Genomic DNA, 21,025 nt, shown 5'->3' with positions numbered 1-21,025 from the left:
ACTCGACGTTCCGGATCCGTTCCGACCGAGATACCCCGGGCCATGATATTTGCGACGGTATAGTCGTCCACGCTGGCGAATCGGGCGACCGCTTTCCACGAGTTCCGCAACGAAGAGCCCTGCTCTGCCACGGCGGCACGGGCTCGCCGCACAGTAAGAGCTCGGGTTACTGCTTCCTCGACCGCTCGGTCGGATTCACCGGGGATCCTCGATCGAATCTGCTCAGCCAACTCGTCCACCGAACCGATTTCCGCGGCAAACTGCGGCGGCAAATCAATGTTCGAGATATATCCGAGCAGCGCAGGTGATCCGGCCTCGACGACTGCGGTCAAGACCGCACGCAACGTCTCCACCGATACCGAACCGCCGGTGAGCACCTCACGCACGGTACGGATGGAAACCCTAGCCCGCTGGGACACCGCGATGAAGATCGGATCAAGCCATTCCGCAGGCCCGGGTTTGCCCTTGATCCAGTAGCCCATTTCGTCCAATGCCGCTTGGATCCGGGCACGGGTCTGCGCAGCGACATCCGGTCGGCCGGCGACCACTTTGCTGATCGTGGATTGGCCGAGCCCGGTGTGCTGGGCTAATTGTCGCTGACTCGGTTGCGGGTCGAAATTCCCTCGGAAGAACTGTCCTTCCAGGATGAACCCGGGCAGGAATCGGAACTCGCGGAAATCCGGATCGAATGCTGCGCGCAGGTTCTCCGGTATTTCGCCACCGAGCTCTACAATCGCGGCAAGAATTCGCTGCTCTTCCTCGCCGTTATTCGGCTTCGTGCGCACCAACGCTTGGCGGACCGTTCTGATCTCGACCCCGGCCAGTCGGGCAATATCCCATTCATCGGGCTGCGCCGCCAGCTCCTGATCAGTGTACTCGAGGAACCGTTCGAATAGTTCACTGCGCCGGTCCACTCCCGGTTCCGGTGCATGCCGGGCAACCAGTTCCCTACTCACCTCGGACGGGGAAACACGCAACACAAAAGCCAGTTCTCGACGCATGATCTGGATCTTTTCCAGCTCGCCGACCCGATTCGGCATCCGCCAGTAACGTTCCACTTCCGCAGCCGCCAGAACCTGCGTCACGATATCGGCCTTCAGCGAATTCTGTCGGTCGAATACCGCCAATACCGTCTGTTCATCAACCCCGGCGCGGTTGGCTACGGTCACCAATGACGGTTGCCGGACAAAATGATCGGGTACGATTACGCCATCGGCATAATGTTCCGCAACGAATCTGTCCGCAATGAAGTTCGGGGCCAGTGCGTCACGCAACCTGATCCGCATCGGATAACCAAGGATCGTGGCAGCGGCCAGCACCCGCTGCTCTCCCTCCGCGTACGAGGAGGAGGGGCCGATGCCACGTAATACCCGCCCCACGGTCGACTCACCGACCCCGGCCAACCGGGCCACCGCGGCCTTGGTAGGCCGTTTGGGAAGCAAACCAAGCCGAGTCGCGGTGTCCCGAACCCGTTCCCAGAGTTGAACTTCCGTTTCCCTACCGGCGAATACCCTCCGCACCGTGTTTTCACCCACCCCGGCCAGCTGAGCCAATTCCTGGACCAACTGCTGTGGCAACCGAATCTTCGCCAGCACATCCGGTGTCAAAGGGTAGCCGAGCAGAGTCGCCGCCCGCAGAATCGATTTCAGCCTTTCCACACCGACCGGTCCGCCGGTGACGGCACCGTACACGCTGCCAGGGTTGACACCGGCCTGCTTAGCCACCGCATTCATCGAAACCCCGCGCAACCGAGGCTGGCGGTATCGGATTTCCGCTGCGATAGGTACACCGAGTCGGTCTCCTGTAGCCACCACTTTCTGTATTGTTTCGCCATCCTCCGGCAGACCGGAAAACACCCTCCGCACTTTCGAATACGACACACCGGATTCACGTGCGACATCGGTCATGTTGTAATGCTCAGCCGGTCGCGGGGCGGCGGGCGGGAGTTGACTTTCCAGTTCAGGGGCAACTATGCGGATACCCTCAATGATTTTCGCCCGGGTCCGCCGATCCACATACTTACCCTGGAAGACCCGGGCGACACTGAGCTTTCTCACCCCAACCGCAGCCGCGATCGCCCGTCTGGGCTGCCGCAGAGCCGCAGCTTGGCCGAATTCGGGCCGAGCATCGCCGGAAGATTCGGCAACCTCATCCTGCGGCAGCGAGTCCGGGGCCTCCGACAGTGTCGCGATCGTGTCGACAAAGGTATGAATCGCATTACGGTTCATCCCCTCGGCGAGCAGCTCGCCCTGTAGGCCTACCCCCATGGCCTTGAACGTCGCTTCGAAGGACAACCTCAGCCCGTACCGAAGCTGCAGCCAATCGCGGTGCGAAGCTTCGAGCTCCTGCTTGAGTACCCGATTCAACAGCTCTGGAGACGCACTTTCCAGAGCCCGAATCCGCCCCGGGGCAGCCGCGGCGACGGCTGGATTCCGGCGGCTTGCCGCATCCTTGCGCAGCAAGTCCAGTACTGCTGCTCGGATACCCTGCATGCTCCGCTGGTCATAGGCCAGGTCAGCCAGATACCGCAGCCAGGAACGCAGCTCCTGTCCCTCGGGCACGCTCCAGGCACCACCCGGCCGGCCTTCGTGTGCCACGGTGGCCAATACGTCATCGGCGATCTGCTGTGCCAGCGTCACCGAGCGGCGGGGACCCATCCGTCCTAGGACTTCCTGCCACACTTCCCGACCTGCAGTCTGCAGGAAGTCAGCTGGGTCCCCGGCCCGCGCCCGTTCCAGCATCTCACCGAGTTCCTCGGCGGTGACCCGCCGGGGCGCAGGCCGCCGCCCGATCCAGGTCCTCGGCGAATACCCCGCCGGGGCCGGGTTCTCCGGGTCGAAGGGGGTGTCGGGGATGCCGTCCGGGCGGCGGTACATGACGAAGGTGTCCAGCACCCCTATGCCGATGTCGCCGTCGGCGATGGCTTCGGCGAGGGTCTTCTCCGTGGCTCGCGGCGGGTCGATCGCGTTGGGGTCGGGTTGTTCCCAGTCCCGGACCAGCACCGTGCCGTCGGCGGCGAGGTACATCTCGTAGGCGTGTGCGCCGACCTTGTTCGGGTTGTTCGGGTCGTAGTGGGCGTTTTCGTCGACTACCACGGCGGTCGCGCCGGCGCCCATGGCCCGCAGGCGCTGGGCGATCTGCTCGTAGCGCTCGGAGGCCGAGCTGTTGGGGGCGAATCCCTGGGTGCCCCAACCTAGTTGCAGCAGTTCGGCGAATTCGGCGGCGTCCCGGCCGCGGTTGCCGACGTCTTCGGCGCGCGGCAGGTTCAGGTGCGGGTAGCGCAGGCGCTGGGCGTCGGAGACATTGGTGGTGCAGTTGGCCGATTGGCCTTCCAGGCTGCGACGCAGGTTGTGGAAGTTCCTGGTGTCCGGGGACAGGTGGTCGAACTGGCCTTCCGGGGCGGCGAGATGGTCCTCGTTCCAGGTGATGCGCAGATCCGAGGCCAGGGTCCGCCCCTGGGAATCGCCTTTGATGTCCCGGGCGGCGGGCAGGGTCGCCACCTCGATGCCGACCAGGTCGCCGGGGCGGTGGAAGCGTTGCGCGGCAACCATGTTGTTCAGATCGGCGACCAGGGTCGCACCGGCTTTTTTGGCGGTGCCATCGCCCGCGGCGAAGTAGACCAGCGAGGCTCGGGCGCCGCTCGGGTGGAATGCCGCAGCGGCGGTGTCGATTCCGGTGTTCAGCGAGGCGGTGCCCGACCGGCCGACCAGGGTGGCATAGACCCCGGTGGAGACGTCGATATCGTTGAACGTCAGTATCATTCGCCGCTCACCGGCGGCGCTGGTCGAATCGGTGTCGACTAGACCGAGGGACAGCACATGCACCGGCGGATGCCCGGGCAGAGTGGCGGCGAAGCGGTCGGCGCGGCGCAGCGCGGCCACCCGGTCGATGAGCGCATTCATTTCCAGCTGCTCGGCCGCGCTGATGGCGCCCTGGTCGGCTTTGACGTTCAGGTGGTAGAGCCGTTCGGCCAACAGCATCCGGTTGGCCCGGTTGCGCCAGCGCGCGGGCACTCCCGGCCGTTCGGCGATCAGTTCCGGCACCCCGGTCACCAGCAGCCACCGCTGTTCCCGGCTCAGTTGCTCCCAGGCCTCGGTGAACCGACCCGGATTGTCGACCAGCGCGGCCAACACATCGGCCCACAGCGTGCGGGCACGTCCCGACAACGCCGGGTCCAGCAACAGATGCGGCAGGGTCGCCCGCGGGGCCGGGTGGTGCGGTTGGGGCGGCGGATCCACCGGCTGGTCGGTCCGGTCCGCCAACAGCTGGTCGACGAATTCCGGTTTGCCGGGTAGCAACCGGGCCGCGCGCTGTTCAGCCGCGGTGCGCACCCGACCGGGCTGGTTGCGCACCGGCGCCACCACCTCGCCCAGTCGGCTGCGCACCGCGGCCACCACGGCATTTCCATCCCCGACCCCGAGCAGTTCCACCTGTGCGCCGACGGCGCCTGCCCGCAACACTCGGGTCAGCTCCGCGGCCATGACATCGCCGTCCGCGGCGACCACATCGACGTTGCCCGCGGCCCGTCCGCGGGCGGTGGCGCTCACCCGCTGCATGACCACGATCGCCACTTCGCCATCGCGCAGCGCGTCCAGCCCGACCTGTTCCATCAGGGTGATCGGCTGTTTCAGCCAATGCCGGGCCTTCGATTCGGTCTCGGCGACCACGCCGATCACCTTGCGCGCGGTGCGTACATCACCGAGCAGGTACAGCATCCGACCGCGCACACCCGGCTCGTCGTGTCGGTCGAATCCCAACAGCCAGGCGTTGCGCACATCCTGTGCCTCGATGAGGGTTTCGACCTGATGCCAGATCGAACGCGCGGCTCTCAGTTCGGTTTTCCGATCGGAATTCGGTTGGTCGGCGAACTCGTCGATCAACCTGTGCAGAGCGGACTCGTTGGCATCGTTTCGCTGCTCGAAACTCTCGAATTCGAATTCGAATGCAGGCTCGGCGAGGTCGGCCGTTGCCGCCAGGATGGATGCCACCTGCGCCGGGGTCGGCGGCGGCTGGAATTCCCGGCTGCGCTCGGACATCCGACTGTCGGCAAACGCATCGTGCACCAGCTTCGCGGCTTCCGGGGTTTCCACCTCGAACCGCAGCTTCGCACCGGGGAATGCCTCGGCCAGCACCGCCAGGTCACCGGCCAGCGTGCCCGCATCGGTGCCCTGCCAGAACACATCGGTGTGGACTTCGAGGCTCTGGTCCGCGCGATCGGTTGCTTCGGCGACTACGGCGGAAGCCCGGGCCATCAGCCCGGCGGCATCGCGATCGCGCATGCGGGCCGCTCGGTCGGCGAACCGTTCCTGGGCCTGATGCAGATCGGCGCGCAGCGCATCGGGGTCGGATGCCATGGCGCCGACCCGGATGGTGACCGCGGTGCTGCCTTCGCCCGCCCCGAACATCAGGAAGGTATGACTGTCCCGGTTGGTGTTCATCGGCAGCGCCAACGGCCGCAGCATCGGCCGCTCCTGCCGCCGGGGCGCGAGTTCAGCTCGCCGCAGCGCCCGTTTCACTTCTTGGACAAAGGAATTCAACCGAACTGCGGCGAGTGGCTGTGGCGCGTCGCCTGCTGCCTCGGTAAGACCGTCACGCACCTGCGCCGCATGCAGCAGTACCGCGACACCACGGTGCGGATCGGCGATCGGCAATGCGGCCACCACATCCGGCTCCGCCTTTGCCAGCGACATCTTCTCGGATTCCGACAGCCCCTGCCACAGCGCCACGCGCGCTTCATCATCGGCAGCAGCGCGCAACTGCTCGGCGATCTCAGCGTCAGTTTCCTGCTCCGACCGCTCCTGCTGGTTCGGATCGGGCTGTTCGGGTGTCTCGATCTGCCACAACTCAACGCTGATACCGGCCTCGGTCAACTCTTGCTGCGCGGCAGCGGCCACCGGGATGCCGTCGTCGTAGCCGACCAGGACCAGCTTCACCTTGCGACGGTTGTCATGGACCTTTCGCAGGTGCGAAACCACTGGCGCCGCGTCCTGCGCGGCCAAGTCGGTGTCCCAGGACGCCCGGCCGTGCGGCAGGGCGTCGTTGTCGATGCGATATTCCACAATCGCCGCGACCTTGCCGGTTTTCGGTTGCCCAGCAAGGAATTTCGCAATATTCTCGGGATGCGTCTGCAGGTCGCCCGCTTCGAATGCGGTGTTCACCACGATCCCGAACACGGTGCCTGCGTGCTGCAGATCCCCGTACTGCAGCACCACCCGACCACGGGCGTCCTCGTTGTCTGCATCGTTTTTGTCAGCATCGTTGAAATGCAACAGCCGCACCGGGTTCAGACCGGCCCTGCCTGCCTCACTGCCCGCGATGCCGACCAACAGGTCCACATCGTTCAGCTCGACATCCCGTGGGGAACCTTCCTGTTCGTACAGCCCGTCCCACTCTTCGTACAGGTTTCTCCGGTTTCGCGCGTCATCCTCGGAGTAGTCCAGCTCCCCGAGTCCGGTCAGCACCAACTGCGGGATGGCATCCGGAGCGGCCAACCGTTCTTCCCGCACATACGGGATCTCCGGCTGTCCATGCTCGTCGACGGCGATACCGCGCACCCGCAGAATGCGTGGGCCGTCCGCTTCCAACTCTTCCAGCCGGGCGTAGACCTCGTCGCCCTGGCGGACGTGTTCCTGGCCGTCCGGGCCGTATTCGTAGAGGAACAGCTTCTCGCCTTCGCGTTCCACTTCGAGCAGATGCTCACCGATCTGCCCGGAGCGTCCGCGCCACATCACCGAGAACGCGATGGCCCCGCCGCCCGGACGATCCACCCGGCCGACCACATCCCGGATCGACGTGAAGTGCTGCCAGTCGCCGCGGGTGACCTCAACGATCGGGGTCTCCCGCACCCCGGCCAATCCGGGGGTGAGTTGCAGCCTTGGCAAGGAGCCCTGCGGCAAGCCTTGCTTGCGTTCCTCGAAGTCCACCAATCGGTTCGCCACCAGGGCGCATTTGCCCGGGTCCTGCCACGGTTCGGTGATCGGCACCGGCACTGTGGGCGACACCGGCTCGAATACTTCGGTGATCTCGGTGAGAAGCTCCGCGATCCGCCGGTTCACGTTCTCGGTGTCCGCGGCACCGGAGGACAGTTGTTCCAGCTCCGCCATTCGCTCCAACAGCCACCGATGATCCCGCTCGGCGGCCAGCACCTGATCCAATGCTTCGACCCTTTTACATTGGGCAGCATAGGCAGCGGCGATCTCTTGGATCGGAAGCATATGCAGACCGATCGGCAGCTGCTCGATTTGCCGCTCGATCTGCCGCTGGGTCAGCTCGACCGACTCCAAGGACTCGTCGAACATCCGCAGGGCGACGACCAGCTCCCGGTGCAACCGGGCCCGTTCGGCCCGGGCGGCCCGCTTTTTTTCCGCATTGATCAGTTCCGGCGTCGGCTGCATCTGCGCCAAGCCCTGCTGCGCCTGCGCCAAGGCTTCCTGGGTGTCGCCCAGTCGACTCAGCAGGGTGTCCAGCCCGCGCAGGTTTTCGATCCCCGGCACCCGCATCCGCAGATGGCGGATCTCGATGTCCAGGATCGTGAACTCGGCGACCTCCTCGATCAGCCGGCTCGGATCGCGGTGGCTGCTGAACGGCCTTTGCAACAACCGATCCAGCAGCTCCAGATTCAGTTCCGGGACCTGCTCCACCTGCAGTCGATGATCGGGGATGTCGTGCCACTCCTTGGCGAGCTCGCCATCCAGATCGCGGAGCCGATCGAGCAGCCGCTGTCCCTGGGTCCACCGCCGAATTTCCAGCTCCAGCAACTTCCGCACCACATCGGCCGCGCCGACCGGCTGCCGCAGCGCGGACTGCTGTTCTTGCAGATAGCCGGTCAGGGCCGATATTTCCGCGTTGCGCAGAATCAAGGTCCGGGCTGCTTCGCGCAGTCGGAACAGGATCGACTCCCTGCCCGGACCCACCGAGGCTCCGGCCAGGTGGATCAGTCCCGCCCGGATTCTGCCCGGAGTCAGCCATGACTCGGCGACTTCGAGCGGATTGCCGTCCTGGTTGCGCAGTCGCCCGACCAGTTCTCGTATCTGTGCGGCAGCTCGCCGATATTCCTGCTCGGCGGTCGCCAGGTTCGCCTGCAACTGCCAGTGACCGCTGCGGTACCAGTTGCTTGCGGCATGCCGCGTGGTCACCGAATCGATGTCCTGGTCTTCGTCCGGCCCCTCGAACCTGTGCACATGCACCAACGGATCGGCCCGACGAATATCGGCATCGGAGCCGACGGTGACCAGATGATTTTCCGGGCGCTGCCCGAAATGGTCCAAGCCCCTTCGCATGCCGGTGACATCGGCGACCAGGTCGGTCAAGGCGAGGGCATCGTCCACCGCCCGCTCCGCCGCCGAGACGGCGGGTTCGGCGCCCCGCCCGCGCACCAACGCGATCACCGCCGTGCTGCCGTCATCGACCTCGGTGTGCAGCAGGCGCGCGGTTTCCAGCCCGGCTGCGAAATCGGCTTCGTCGACGACCGTCCAGAACACCCGGCGCGCGGTATCCGGATTGCCGAAAGCCACGATGGCTTCCTTGACGTCGCCGTCCACCCGCTGCGACAACAACCACACCGGCGGATACTTCCGACGCAGCTCGAGGATCGGTTCGTGCAGCTCCCGGTTGGCTTCGGCCCACCGTTCCTCCCGGTCGCCCCGAGAGCCCAGCTCCGCTTCGACCAGCAAAGTTTCCTGCACCAGGTTCCGGAACCGGATCGGCAGCCCCGGGATCCGGGCCAACAGATCGGCATGCTCCTGCAATAGGGCCCGATGCACATACGGCGGCCAGTCTCGCCAGATCCGGGCATTGCGCTCGGCTTGCCGCCGAATCTGTTCCGGTTCGACGCCGCCCGGCAACAGCTCCGTCAAGCTGTCCAGCCCGGCCCAGGCCAGCGCCATGCGCACCACGGTGCTCGGGTCGGCGGGAACCCGGGTGCCGTCGGCATCGGGGCGAGCCTGAGGCAGATAGGACGGTGGGGTGAGCAGTTCGATGGCCGCTGGGGGCGCGGTGAACGACACCGGGACCGAAAGCACCTCGTCGGCATGGAAATCCATCGATGCGGGCCCGAACACCTCGATCGACGCGGGCGGCTCGGCGTTCGCCGCCCGGTCTTCGATCAGCTCGATCAGTTGATCCTGCAACCAATACGGGGTAGAGGCGTAAGTCAACAGCACCGCTCGGGAACCACTCGGGTTTTGTTGGGTGGCGGCCCCCATCAGCCAGGCCAGATCCGGATCCGCGAGCGGCAAGTCGTTGTCGTCCACTCCGTGGCGCACCGATACCGGCGCTCCGTCGCCCCGCAGGGGGGTCAGCAACGCCTCGCCGTCCCCGGACAGCACGGTGATCTGCTCGGCGGTACGCAGGTTGCCGACGGCGATCATTCCGCCAGCCGGTTCGCTCAATCCCGACTCGTCACCGTCGTGTTCGGGGAAGCCCAGGAACTGCACCACCAGATCACCGGGCAGGTGCGCGGCCCACCGTTCGGCCACCTGCAACCGATCCGCCCAGAACTGCAACTGGGTCAACCGATTCCGGTTCGCCACAGTGTCCTCGGACTGCCGCAGCTGTGCGATTTCGCGCGCCAACGCCATCCGAGCCTGCGCATCCACCAACGCGGGCGGCAGATCAATGGCGAAGGTGGCGGCCAATGGTCCCGCATTCCGGAACGTGCCGTTGACCAGGGCATGCTGCCATGGCTCCTGAGCACCGGCTCGTTCGAGATCGTGCCACCACTTTTCGAGCTGGTCGAACCGAATCCGGCGCTCCAATGCCTGGCGCTGGTCGACCGTCAAACCCTCGAATTCGCCTTGATCGTCGGCCCAGGCGACCGAGGCGGCGATCTTTCGCACCAACCGGTCCACGGTTGCCGCAACCAAGCTCGGTTCCATCGGTTCGGCGAAGCGCGAATTCCAGATCGGCACCCCCACCCGCGGCTGCCGATACCCTGGCAGCTCCGCCCGACGCCGCCCGATCCGGACGTTCTTGTCGTCCGGTCCCCTGATCGCCTGCGACTTGCCGTCCGGGCCGAGTTCGACAGTAGGCTCGCCCTCGGAGTTCCGGACCATCTGCAGTCCGAACCCACGAGCGGATTCGGCAGCCGAGGGATGGAATTCAGTGTCGACATCCGTCTGGGGCGCCCGATCATACGGATCTTGTTGCGTCCGAACAGCATTGTCGGCGGCAACCGTATTCACTAGATCGACGCCGTCGCGCAAACCATTCGTGTCGGCGAGCTCCGGCGAGTGCGGTGGCTCCCGAACCAACAGCACCACGGCCGCATCCGGGTCTTCCTGCTGCAGCTGACGGACTTTGTATCGCAGAACTTCGGTCGCCTCGTCGATGCGTGACTGGTAGACCTGCTCGTTCACCGTGTAGGACAGCCCGGTCGGATCGGTGTTGGGCGGCAGTTTCAGCTCGTTCAATTCCACGATCGCGTACCGCACCCGGGCCGCGTGGTCCGGATCGCCGAAGGCGAAGCTCAGATGCAAGCGCTTGTCTTCGGTCCGCCCGAACCCGAGTCGCATGGCCGGTCCGACCGACAACCGGAAGTCATCGGTGTCGAGCCGGTTCGACAGATCGACGAACCGACGCAGATCCAACTCGAGAAGTTCATCCAGGCCCTTGAATTCTTCCCCGGACTGCAAGCGCCGCAGTAGCCGTCGGGTGGCGATATCGCGCACCGGCACCGGAATTCCGGGCGCGGCGGCCAGCACGTCCGGGAAGCGATTCAGCAGATCCCGACGGACGAACGGGTGCCACCGCCGCCAGCCGAGATCGTTCTTTTCCCCGACCTGTCGAGCGGTATTCGCATCGGCGTTCGGCGGAATCAACATGTCGACCGAACCGGACAAGCCCGCTGTCAACTGGGCGTCACGTACCAACCGCGGGATCGGGATCGGGGACTTTTCGACATCCATCTGTCCCGGACTCACCCGCTGCGGCAGCAGCAGCCTGCCCTGGGTGGTCGGACTTTCCGCCGCGATGCGAGCCGCCTCGTGGCCTTCCGGTCCCACCGTGTACACCGAGATCTGCGGGCCCTCGGTACGCCCGGACAGCACCCGGTCCCGGACGGCGGCGGCCAACAGTTCCCCGGATTTGTGCGGAATCCATTCCGGCTCAGCATCTTTCGGTTCGATCCAGAGCATCGAGGCCACTTCGCCCGCGGGCCGTCCGGACAGATCGTTCAGCATCCGGAGCAGATCGGCGTCGCCACCCACCTCCGGATCGGCCGTCTCGGCCCGATATGCCCGCTCGAAAGCCTCGGTGACATGCAGATTCAGCGTGCGGGCGGTCCGGGTGCGTCCGACGGTGAGCATGGTGGCCGCGGGCTCGCCCGGCAGGCCGAGGGAAACCACATTGATCAGCGGTCGCCCGGGCACCTGGGTGACCCAGTTCTCCAACATGGTCAACCGGTCCACCCAGCCGTCCAACTCGGCCAAGGCCGCGACATTCTCCGGGGTCGGCTCCTGATCCAACAGCTCCCGCCGCTTCAGTTCCAAGCGGGTCCGGTTCCGTTGGTCCAGAATCGAGTCCGGCACTTCCGTGCCGATCATCAGATCATGCGCGGCGAACAGCAGCTCGGCGCGATTCTCCGGGTACAGGTTGTTCCAACGCCGTTCCAGCGCCGCCCGCGGATCCGATCTGCCACCGGCTTCCTGGACCAGTTCCTGCCACTGCGCACGCACCTGCGCGCGGCGTTCGTCGGACATCTCCGCAAGCACCGTGGGCATCGCGGGCCGCGGCTCACGCAGGTTCGGAGAGTGGCCGACCTCGAAGTCCTGTTCCCCGGTACGCGGCAGCGGCAAGGACCCCTCGTCGCGGGCAACCCCTTCGATGGAGTTGCCCTCGTTGTCCAGGAACAACGCCAGCACCGACCGCCCGACCGCTTCCGGTGGCAGCCGGTAGTCCCGTTCCGCCACGCCCGAGGCGATGTCGCGACGGTCGACGTGTACACCACCGTTCTCGTCAACCCAGCGCACCAGCCAGTACATGTGGCCCAGGCCGTTGCGGTTGCGCTCGAAAATCACGACACCGACCGGGTTTCCGCTGCCTTCTTCGGCGGCTTCTCGTTCTGCGGCGAGCCGGTGCAACATATCGATGGCTTCGCCGACATCGGTCAGCTCACCGGCAGCATGCTCGCCCAAAGCCGCTTCGGCCTGGCTGACATAGGTGCCATCGAGTTCACCTCGCGGGGACGGGGACGGACCCATTTGCGGGGTCGGACGGCGGAAGAACTCGCCGATATCGACGAGCGTCGCTTCGGCGCAATGGTTCAGTCGGTTGAGCGTCTCCCAATCCAACCGCATACCCGGATGATCGGTATCCGGAACTCGGTAGCGAACCAGTTCGGGACCGGGTTCCTCGGCAGCCGAAGCGATCACCGCGGACAATTCCTGCGCCCGCAACCGATGATCGAGTTGCGCCTCGAATCCTTCTACCCGCTGGTCGGCGCGCAGGAAATCGAATACAGCTTGTCCAGCCTTTGACAAGCGGGTACGCCGACGGTCATCCGCTTCGTTCGCGTCCGCTGCAGGTTCTAGTCGGAATTGTTCGGCAATGATCTTGTCACGCAATGCATATGCCTGATGCCGTTGCATGGCGAGATGATCGAAGGTCGGCTCGGGCAGTTCGACTCGCGCTGCCAGCGCGAGCATGGCCCGATATGCCTCGGTGCGGGACTGTTGCGCGGTGGCGAGTTCACCGACGGCAGTCTCGACTGCCGTCAGCCGGCTATCCAGTGCATCGGTTCTGGCGGTCGCCTGCTGCCAATGCTTCGCGGCGGCCAGCAATTTCACCAAATCACGCAGGTGTTGCCGCTTTTCAGCGACTCCACCCCTGGTACTCGGAAGTTTCTCCTGAATCTTGGCTATCAGAGTGCGCAGTTCCCGGGTGAGCCTGGTCCGTTGCTTTTCCAAGCCCTGCAACAGGTCTCGGCCCTTGGCGTCGAACAGGGTGATCGGCACGGCGGTTCGCTCGTTCGGGTGCTGTCGGAGGTATTCCCCGCGGATATTGGTGTAGAAGTCATCGGCTGATTGCCGCTCCCGGTATGCGTACTCACGTGCCGCGGCCAGCACATTGAGGCCCCGGGTAGTGTTCGTGGTGCGGGTGATGACGTTCGCCTGCTCCACCATCCGGTGCAAAATCTGATGCAGCCGGGCGTTCGCCTGCACTGGGCCCGGTTCGGCGCGGTCCAGAATCTCTTGCACACTGTGCACATTCACCGCGGACACCGGGATCTGCCCGGCATCGGCTATCAGCCTGCGGTTGGCATTCAACTGCCGAATCACTGCCCGCAATGCATCTGCTTCGAAGTTGCTCGGCGCCTGCAACCGCCCCTCGGACACGGCAGGCAACTCGTCGATATCGGTGCGCAGTTGTTCCTGCGCACCGGTGCGCCGGGCTACGGTGTCGGCATCGAATTCGGCCAACCTGCCGACAAGCTCGCTGGTGGGCAGCGGCCGGAGCATCGGTTCCGTGGTCGCGGCGGTATCGAAATTATCGAATGCCGACCGACGGAGCAGGGCGAATTGCACTCGCTCATCGAACAATCCGAGAATGCCGCGCAGTTCCAGATATTCCCGGGCGGTGTCGAATACTGGCCATTCTTTATCTGCACCGACCAGTTTGCCGATATCTCCGGGGGTCATCTCGGATACCGGGCCGACAAGCTGTTTTTCCAAATCAGCCAGAACACTGCTGGATCTCACACCCAGCATGTCCTGCAGGGCGCTCTCGGTGAGAGCCAAAGCCTCTTCGAGCCGCGCACGCAGCCCTGGTCGCGCCAGATAAGGCAGATCATCCAGAACCAATCCGAAGCGCTTTTCCATCAGCTTCATTCGGACCGGATCGCGGAACACTATGGGCAGCGCCTGTTTTCCAGTGAAATTATACGAAGCCACCACTTGCGAGGCAGCTTCGTCCATCCGCAGCGCCTGCGCGAGCATCGCCTGGTATTCCGATCCACCATCGGACTGGTCATACGTCAGCTGCAACTCCATGGCCATGGAATCGATCCGGCGCACCCACCCCTGCATGCGCAGGGTTTCCTGAATTTTCTGCACCGTTGCATGAAAGTTACGGAAATGCGTGTACGTCTCATCGAACCGAATATTCCGGTCCAACGTCTCCACGTGCGCCGACACGAATTCCACATGCGCCAGATCGTCCAGATCGGACAACCGTATCGATTCCGGCAGTCCCGCTTCCGCAAGCTCCTCGTTGAGGCCCCGCTTCCCCCTTTCCAGGTGCTCCCGTTGCTCACGCAGCAACGCATCCAGATCCTTGGATCCATTGACCAGTTCCGGATAGACCCGGCGCAGGGCTTCGAAGTTTCGGCTCGCCAGCTCGCGAATCTCGGTCAACGCCGAACCGGCCCGCATCGGCCAGGTCGGGTCTACCCCTTCCGCCGCCTGCGACGGTTGCTCCCCTGGCCCGAACCGCGCCCCCAGCATCAGGTGCTCATGGCCCTCCGGGAAGAGCGTCGGCACTTCCCCTGGCCGAAGCGAGCGGCGGGGGATGAATTCCGGTCCGGGGCCGAACGCCGCCCCGGCCAGCATGCCTGCAGGCTGATCCCAGGCCTCGAATTCGACGTCCACCACCTTGCGGTCGACCAGTTCGTGGACCCGGACCTCGCCGTTCTCGCCCCGGTAGACCATGAACACGTGCGCCATACCATCGCCGAGATCCACTGCGCCGTAGACGGTTCCGCCTTCGGCGGCGATGGCGTACATCTCGTCGTAGGATTCGAACGACTCCCCGTTCGCGTTCAGATGTTGCAGGAATTCGACCTGGCTGGTGCCGCGCAGCGCCCGCTGCCTGCTCAGCGGCAGCGGGGTGACCGGCATGCCGCGCCGTGCGCCGAAGTGGGTGATTTCGACGGCGCAGAGTTTCGGGGTGCCCTCGCTCAGGTGCAGCACCTCCGGCATGACCGGAGGTTGGGACATGACCGAGCCGTCGACATAGTCTGCGGCGACCGGGGCCTGGCCGCGGGTGCGCGCAGGCCGCCGGGTGCCGGCCGGCGGACGACGGCGAACGGCGGCATCCGGTGCGCCGGGCGGGCGATCTGCGGCACCGCGCCTGCGGTGGACGCCGTCGCTGGGGTGGGTGTCCGCGCGGGTGCCGGGCAGGGCGGGGGCAGGAAGTTGTTGCAGTTCGGCGTGGATTCGGACCAGTTCAGTAGTCAGGTTCTGGTCGAGTTGCGCCAGTTCCTGGTTCAATTGCCGACGCCGGTCGGCGATTTCGACCCACGAGCCGGACTTCGGCGCAGCCGGTGCGTCCAGCTCGGCTTGTTTCGCGGTTACCCGGGCGGCGGCTTCGTCCAGTTCCCGGGTGAAGTGATCGAGGGTTGCGATCCGGTCGCTCCAGTGCACCCGGGCCGCAATTGCCTCGGAAAACTCGCCCAGCAATTCCACGAATCGTTGCTGCTGCGGGTCAGTGGATTCAGTCTGGCCGCGCAGCTCGCGCAATTGCGATTGCAGAGTTTCGCGCCAGTGGGAGTCGGCCCAGTGCGGCCATCCCCCCAGTTGCGGGGCCAGCTGGTCGGCGAATTCGGATTTCAGCGCGCGCCAGAGATCGAAGACTTTCGTGGTTGCGGCGGCGTTTTCGGTGAAGGCCTGCTTGCGGGCTGCGCCCAACGCTTGGATGCGGGCGATCCGTTCGCCTTGGGCCACATACTGTTCGAGCTCGTCGATCCGCCGAACATGCTGCTGCAGGGCTTCGAGCTGGCCGAGCTGCTCTGGGGTCAATTGCGCCGGGTCGGTGGCGGTTTCGTTGATCCAACGAATCAATTCCGTTATCTCACCGCGTAATTGCTCGTCATTGGGCATACTCGAACCCATGGCAGCCAGCCAAAATTGCACCGGTGCGGCGTATTGCGGCCGCAGTCGACGCAGCACCTCCAGCTGCGTCGCATTCAGGCGTTCGGGGTCCGATTCCTCGTTGCGCTCGAACAACTGCTGCCGATACGCCACCTGAGCGGCTGCCGCGAGTCGGCGCAACCGGGCCAGTTCTGGTCCCACCTCGGCCCGACGGTGCAGTGTGGGTTTCCGCGGGTCGGCCAGCGCCTCGGTCAGGCCGCTGTCGATCATGTCCTCGAGCACCTGGGCGATCAGGTTGTGTCCGCCTAGTTCCCGGTTCCATTCCCGCTCATCGCGCAGGAGCAGGTACTGCTGTGCGGCCGCGGCCAGCTCATGCGCCGCCGGATCCGTCTCGCCTTCGGCGACCCGGGTCAACTCGACCAAAGCGGCCCGGTCCTCGGGGACCGCACCCCCCAGGCGCGACTCCAAAACCAGTCTGGCCATCACAAAGTCTGCGGCTCCTTCGGCCCGCAGTCGCTCTTGCGCTTCCCGGCTCAGATGCCTGCCCCAGGAAAGCCGATCGCCCGACAACGCGGCCCGTTCCTGAGCCAGTTTCTCCAGCCGGTCGGCGTGGGCTCTCAGGCGCTCGAAGGCAGCATGGTCGCCGGCGGCCAGGGCCGCAACCATCCGGTCCTGCAGTTCGGTGAGCCGCTCCGCGCGCCGTTCGATCCGTTCGATCCGCTCCAAGGTGCTCGTGATCTCGTGCAACCGACGGAATTCCTGTTCCGCTGCCTCGAGTTTCGCCGACTTCTCGCTGCGTTCACCCAGGTCGACCAGTTCCTGCCGGACCGGGACCGGATCGGCCAACGAGGCGACCGGAATTCCCGATTCGATGGCCAACAGGTGCCGGGCGGCCGCGAGATCCCGTTCCCATTGCAGCCGTACCGGAGAATTACGTTTCAGCACTTCCGGATTCAGATTCCCAGACTGGTCGACCAGGGAAGGTTCCCAGCCCAATAGCTGCAGTCCCAACCCGATTTTCAACCCGGCCGCAGCCCGGTCGTCCTTCATCCGGGTCAGCGCTTCCCCGAACATCAGCTGGTCGAGTCGCGCCCCCATATTCGACACCGCATACGCCTTGCCCGGCACAGCGCGGTAATGCTCGCCCAGCGAGCCGAGCCAGTGCACCGGGACTCCATCCGCATCGAAGGCGATGCCGTGCAACCCGACCACACCGAAAAGCCCTGCACGCCATTTCTCGAACGTGACCGGGGCACGATCACCATCGCGGACCATCAGCGCGTCGCCGACCCAATACAACGCCACCGCATGTGCACCGACCACGCGTTCGCGCTGAAAGCCGTCGAAGGCCACCGACGCGATCATCCGGCCGCCCTTCGGCACCGCAGCTCGCAACGCTTCGAAATCCGTGCCGAAGCCCTCGGGATCCCACTCCGCCCCCACCAGTACGCGGGCCATGTCACCGGAGATCCCGTTCTCCTGGGGACGCAGTCGCTCCAACACCTCGATCCGCTTATTCAGATCGATGAGTATCAAGTCCCGCTCGGGGAATCTGCTGTTCTCGGCCGCCAGCGCACGTAACCGGTCCGCCCGGGCCTCGCGCAGGGTGAACAGCGCAGCATCCTGGAAGCAGTTGAAGGCGAGGCCGCCCAGCCGATGCGAAATCTGCCGATTCACACTGCCATTGCCCGGGCTCTCGATCAGGAGCCGTCCCTGCTCCCGGTAGTTCACCAATGAGCTGTGTGCCAGGACCTGCTCCACCAGGCGCGGTCCCACCCGCGGATCCCTCCTGGTCGCAGGGACGTCCGGGTGACCTGTCAATCGCACCCGCTGCGGGGGCAATCCCGCCCGTTCGCGGGCCTCCTGCTGTCGAGCAATCGCCTCGGCCAGGTCCTGGCTATTGCCGACCCAGACACGAGCAGCAATGCTGCGGCCCCCGGCTCGGCCTACCGCCACATCGGCTACCGCATTGGCGGCAGCTTCGTGCCGATACCAAGACACCTGAGTGGATTCCGAGTTCACCGCATGGATAGCGATTTCCTCGGCCGCAGCCGGATCCCCGATCACCAACATATCGCCTGCGGCATCGAGCAGCCGCACATCCAGATTCCCCGGAACCTGCGCGGCCCAACGCTCTACCTCGACAAGCAGTTCCGCCTGGGCGTCCAGCTCCGCCAACTGTGCTTGCTGCTGCTCGGTGCGCACGCCCAGCCGGTCGAGCCGGTCGATTTCCCGACGCAGGAACACTCGCCTGGCCTCGTTCCGCGCCGCCAGGGGGAAGCCTTCAGTGCGAGCGACCGTGTCGGGGATGGCAGCGATCATCATCCCTTGCAGGGCTGGGCCGCTCCATTCCCAGGCTTGCTCATAGTCGGCGGGAGTCCGGGATTCCGCCTGGATGAGGCGCATTCGGCCCCGCGCCTGGTTCTGCTGGGCCAACGATCCAGGCCCCGCGTCCGGTTTCAGCGCCGGGTCCGGCTGAGCGCGTTCGGAATCCACCAAGGGGATGTGGGAGGCAATGCGCTGGTCCAGATCCCGAAGCCGCGCTACCGCCAGTTGCCACAACTTGGTGGCTTCGAGCACGTCGTACACTTCATAGTGCTCAGGCCAGAAACCCGTCAGCCTTTCCAGGGCTTCGGCGGAGCGGCTCCCGGTCAATTCCCGGTGCAACAGGCTGAGATCGTCGGGGATCGCAGCACGGATTTCGGGCCGCCATGCCTCGAGCCTCTCCCACACCCTCCGGGCAGCGTTATGTACCTCGGCACGCCAAGCGCGATAGACGGGGCGCAGACCGACCGGAATCTCCAGCCCATCGGCGGTTCGAGTATTGTCGCGCTGCTCCCGTGCGGGCCCGAGCTGCCGCGACGCCGCTGCCGCCCGCTTTTTAGCCTCATAGATCTCCTGCGGGGAGTCCGCGGCTCGCAGCTGTTGCTGAAGATCTATCCATTCATTCAGTACCGCAATGTAATTCGCCTCGTCCACGCTCCATTGATCACCGATCCGAGAACTCAGCACGCCGAACCAAGTCTGGACGTCAGCGAGCTGCACTGCGAGCCCTTGGAAACTGTTGGTCACCGCTTCTAGACGAAGCAACGGAAGCAGGGATAATCCCGCCCGACCGGACAACGCTTCCAGCGCCGGCCTGGATTGCTCCGGCGAGACCAACTGCGTCGGCTCGATCCCCAACTGCGGGGCGAGTTCTTGTAGCTGCGTCCAGGCGGCGTGGTGTTCCGCGACCAGTCGCTGATAGCTCCGGCGTGCCTCGAGCGGCAGCTCCGTTGTCGCACCGGACACCACCGCCACCGAGATATTGTCGTGGCCGCCCGCGATCAGCGCACTGCGCAACAAAGCATCCCGGATCGCAGTCGGATCTACTGCGCGGCCGTCGCCGAGCGCCGCCGCCCAATCCGCGGGCAGCAGTTCACCCCACAACCCATCGCTATTGACGACGACGGTATCCGTAGGCGCTACCTCGCCATAGTTGATGTATTTCTCGTGTCCGAACGGAGCGCCCGCCCAGGGCAGATCATTGCCACGCCCCAAGGAGAACTGCAGCGCATGAACGTTCACCCGTCGACCGTTCTCATCGCGCCGATCGCTCCCCTCGAGCAACGCCTGCCGCTCGGTCTTCCCTTCAACCTTCATGACCTCGGCCAGCCTGGTGTGGTCATGGGTGACCATGTCGACTCTGCCGTTTGCCCGCAGAATCTGTACTCGGCTGTCGCCTACCCCACCGGAAACGAAACTGCCCGGCCGCCCCTTCCGGCCGGGCATGACCATGACCGCCGCGATCGTGGTCCCCGGCGGATTATCACTGTTCGGGTACCGGGACTCGGTTAGCGCAACCACCGCGGCCTGGGCCGCCGCGATGGCATCGCGCATCACCTGCTCGGCCTCGGCCCGAGTCAGTCGCCTACCAGCGCGAGCGGCAGCTTTCGCGGCCTGCTCCAGAACCGCCTTCGCGGCCTCGGCCGCTGCCTGAGCGGCCAGATGCGGATCCTGCGTGGACGAGATTCCGTCGCACACCACCGCAATCCGGATCGGCCCATCCGCGGTCTGCACCACCGCCGCGGCCACGGCGTCCTCATTGTGCTTTTTCGTTTTGCCCGCGCCGATATCACTGACAACCGATACCAATCCCAGGTCGATCTCCACCCGACTGGGCGGATCGGTATGCGCGAGAACGGTATCGGCGCCCGCGAACCGGACCTGGGGAAGTTCGATCCCGCCCTCTGCCCATTCACCGTCGAACTCGGCCACCGGGCGCAGGACCGGATCGACCGCCAACTCCTGCGCGATTCTGCGCACCGACGCCAGGAAGACCGCCTCCCGAGCCTCCAGTACCTCGATCGGCTGGTTGAGTTCCCTGTCGCTTTCGGACATTTCGTCCTCGGGCGCGGGCATCCACGCTTTGCCACGGCGCAGTCGTATTGCCGCCCGGAACCGCCGTAGCCGTTCGAGCTGGGCGGCGAAGCGCATCAGTTCGTGCCGTTGGTGCGCGGTAACCCCACCTGGCGCCTCGGCTCCCAGCACATCGAGGAATTCCCCGACCCTGCCTTCTTCTTCCTGCAGCTGTGCAACCAGCGTTCGAGTGGTCTGCCGGGCCTGTGCCTCCGAGGGCCCCGGCTGAGCATCCACGGAATACCCATTGTGCGCATCCCATGCTCTGGCGTTTCGAACCCATTCAGCCGATTCCAACAGGTTCTGTCGCAGCTGGTGGTAATTGACCAGGGATCTCAACCCGTTCCGCAGCAGGGCTTTATTGCCGTCCTCCGCCCAGTTCCGCGGGTTGCCGAACATCAGGACGGCTGCATCTGGTCCCCATCGTGATCGCGATCCTGTGCGTGCGGTCTCGGTGACATGCCGTTCCCATGGTGCGCCGAACAGCAGGGTGTCTTCGCGGGGCATGTGCACGCCGTGCAGTGCGCTGGGTTCCTCGCCCGGTGTGAGGGGGTGTTCGAGGACACCGTTGTGGGATTTGATGAAGGTGGTCTGGTGCGGTTCTCCCGCGAATAGCCGGAGGAATACCTCGATTGCGTTCGTGCCTTGGTGGGTGTACTCGCCGTCGCCGTCGTAACACTGCTGGAGTAGGTATGCGTCGAGTGCGTTCATACCCTCGTGGGGGTACCTGCCGCCGCTGTAGCTGTGCTTGATCACGACCCCGTGAACCGGGTCGTGGGCGATGAATCCGGTGTGTCCGATACCGTCGCGGTATTCGACTACGA

1 protein-coding gene (cut by a window edge) is annotated in these 21,025 nt (G+C 65.1%); it reads right to left on the bottom strand.

Annotated elements, in window-relative coordinates; genetic code table 11:
* A protein-coding gene (locus AB0H00_RS04000) for a LacI family DNA-binding transcriptional regulator (protein WP_357260489.1) crosses the window boundary here: on the bottom strand, positions 1-20,912 show its 5' end (the start). Its footprint begins 61,999 nt before the window's first position; only the first 20,912 of its 82,911 coding nucleotides appear in the window; its start codon is at positions 20,910-20,912; the stop codon falls past the left edge of the window.
* Between the last annotated feature and the right edge of the window lie 113 nt (positions 20,913-21,025).

The organism is Nocardia sp. NPDC023852 (genome assembly GCF_040639505.1).
Classification (GTDB): domain Bacteria; phylum Actinomycetota; class Actinomycetes; order Mycobacteriales; family Mycobacteriaceae; genus Nocardia.
The sequence above is the reverse complement of the archived record's forward strand: the minus strand, read 5'-3'. Positions and strand labels throughout refer to the sequence as shown.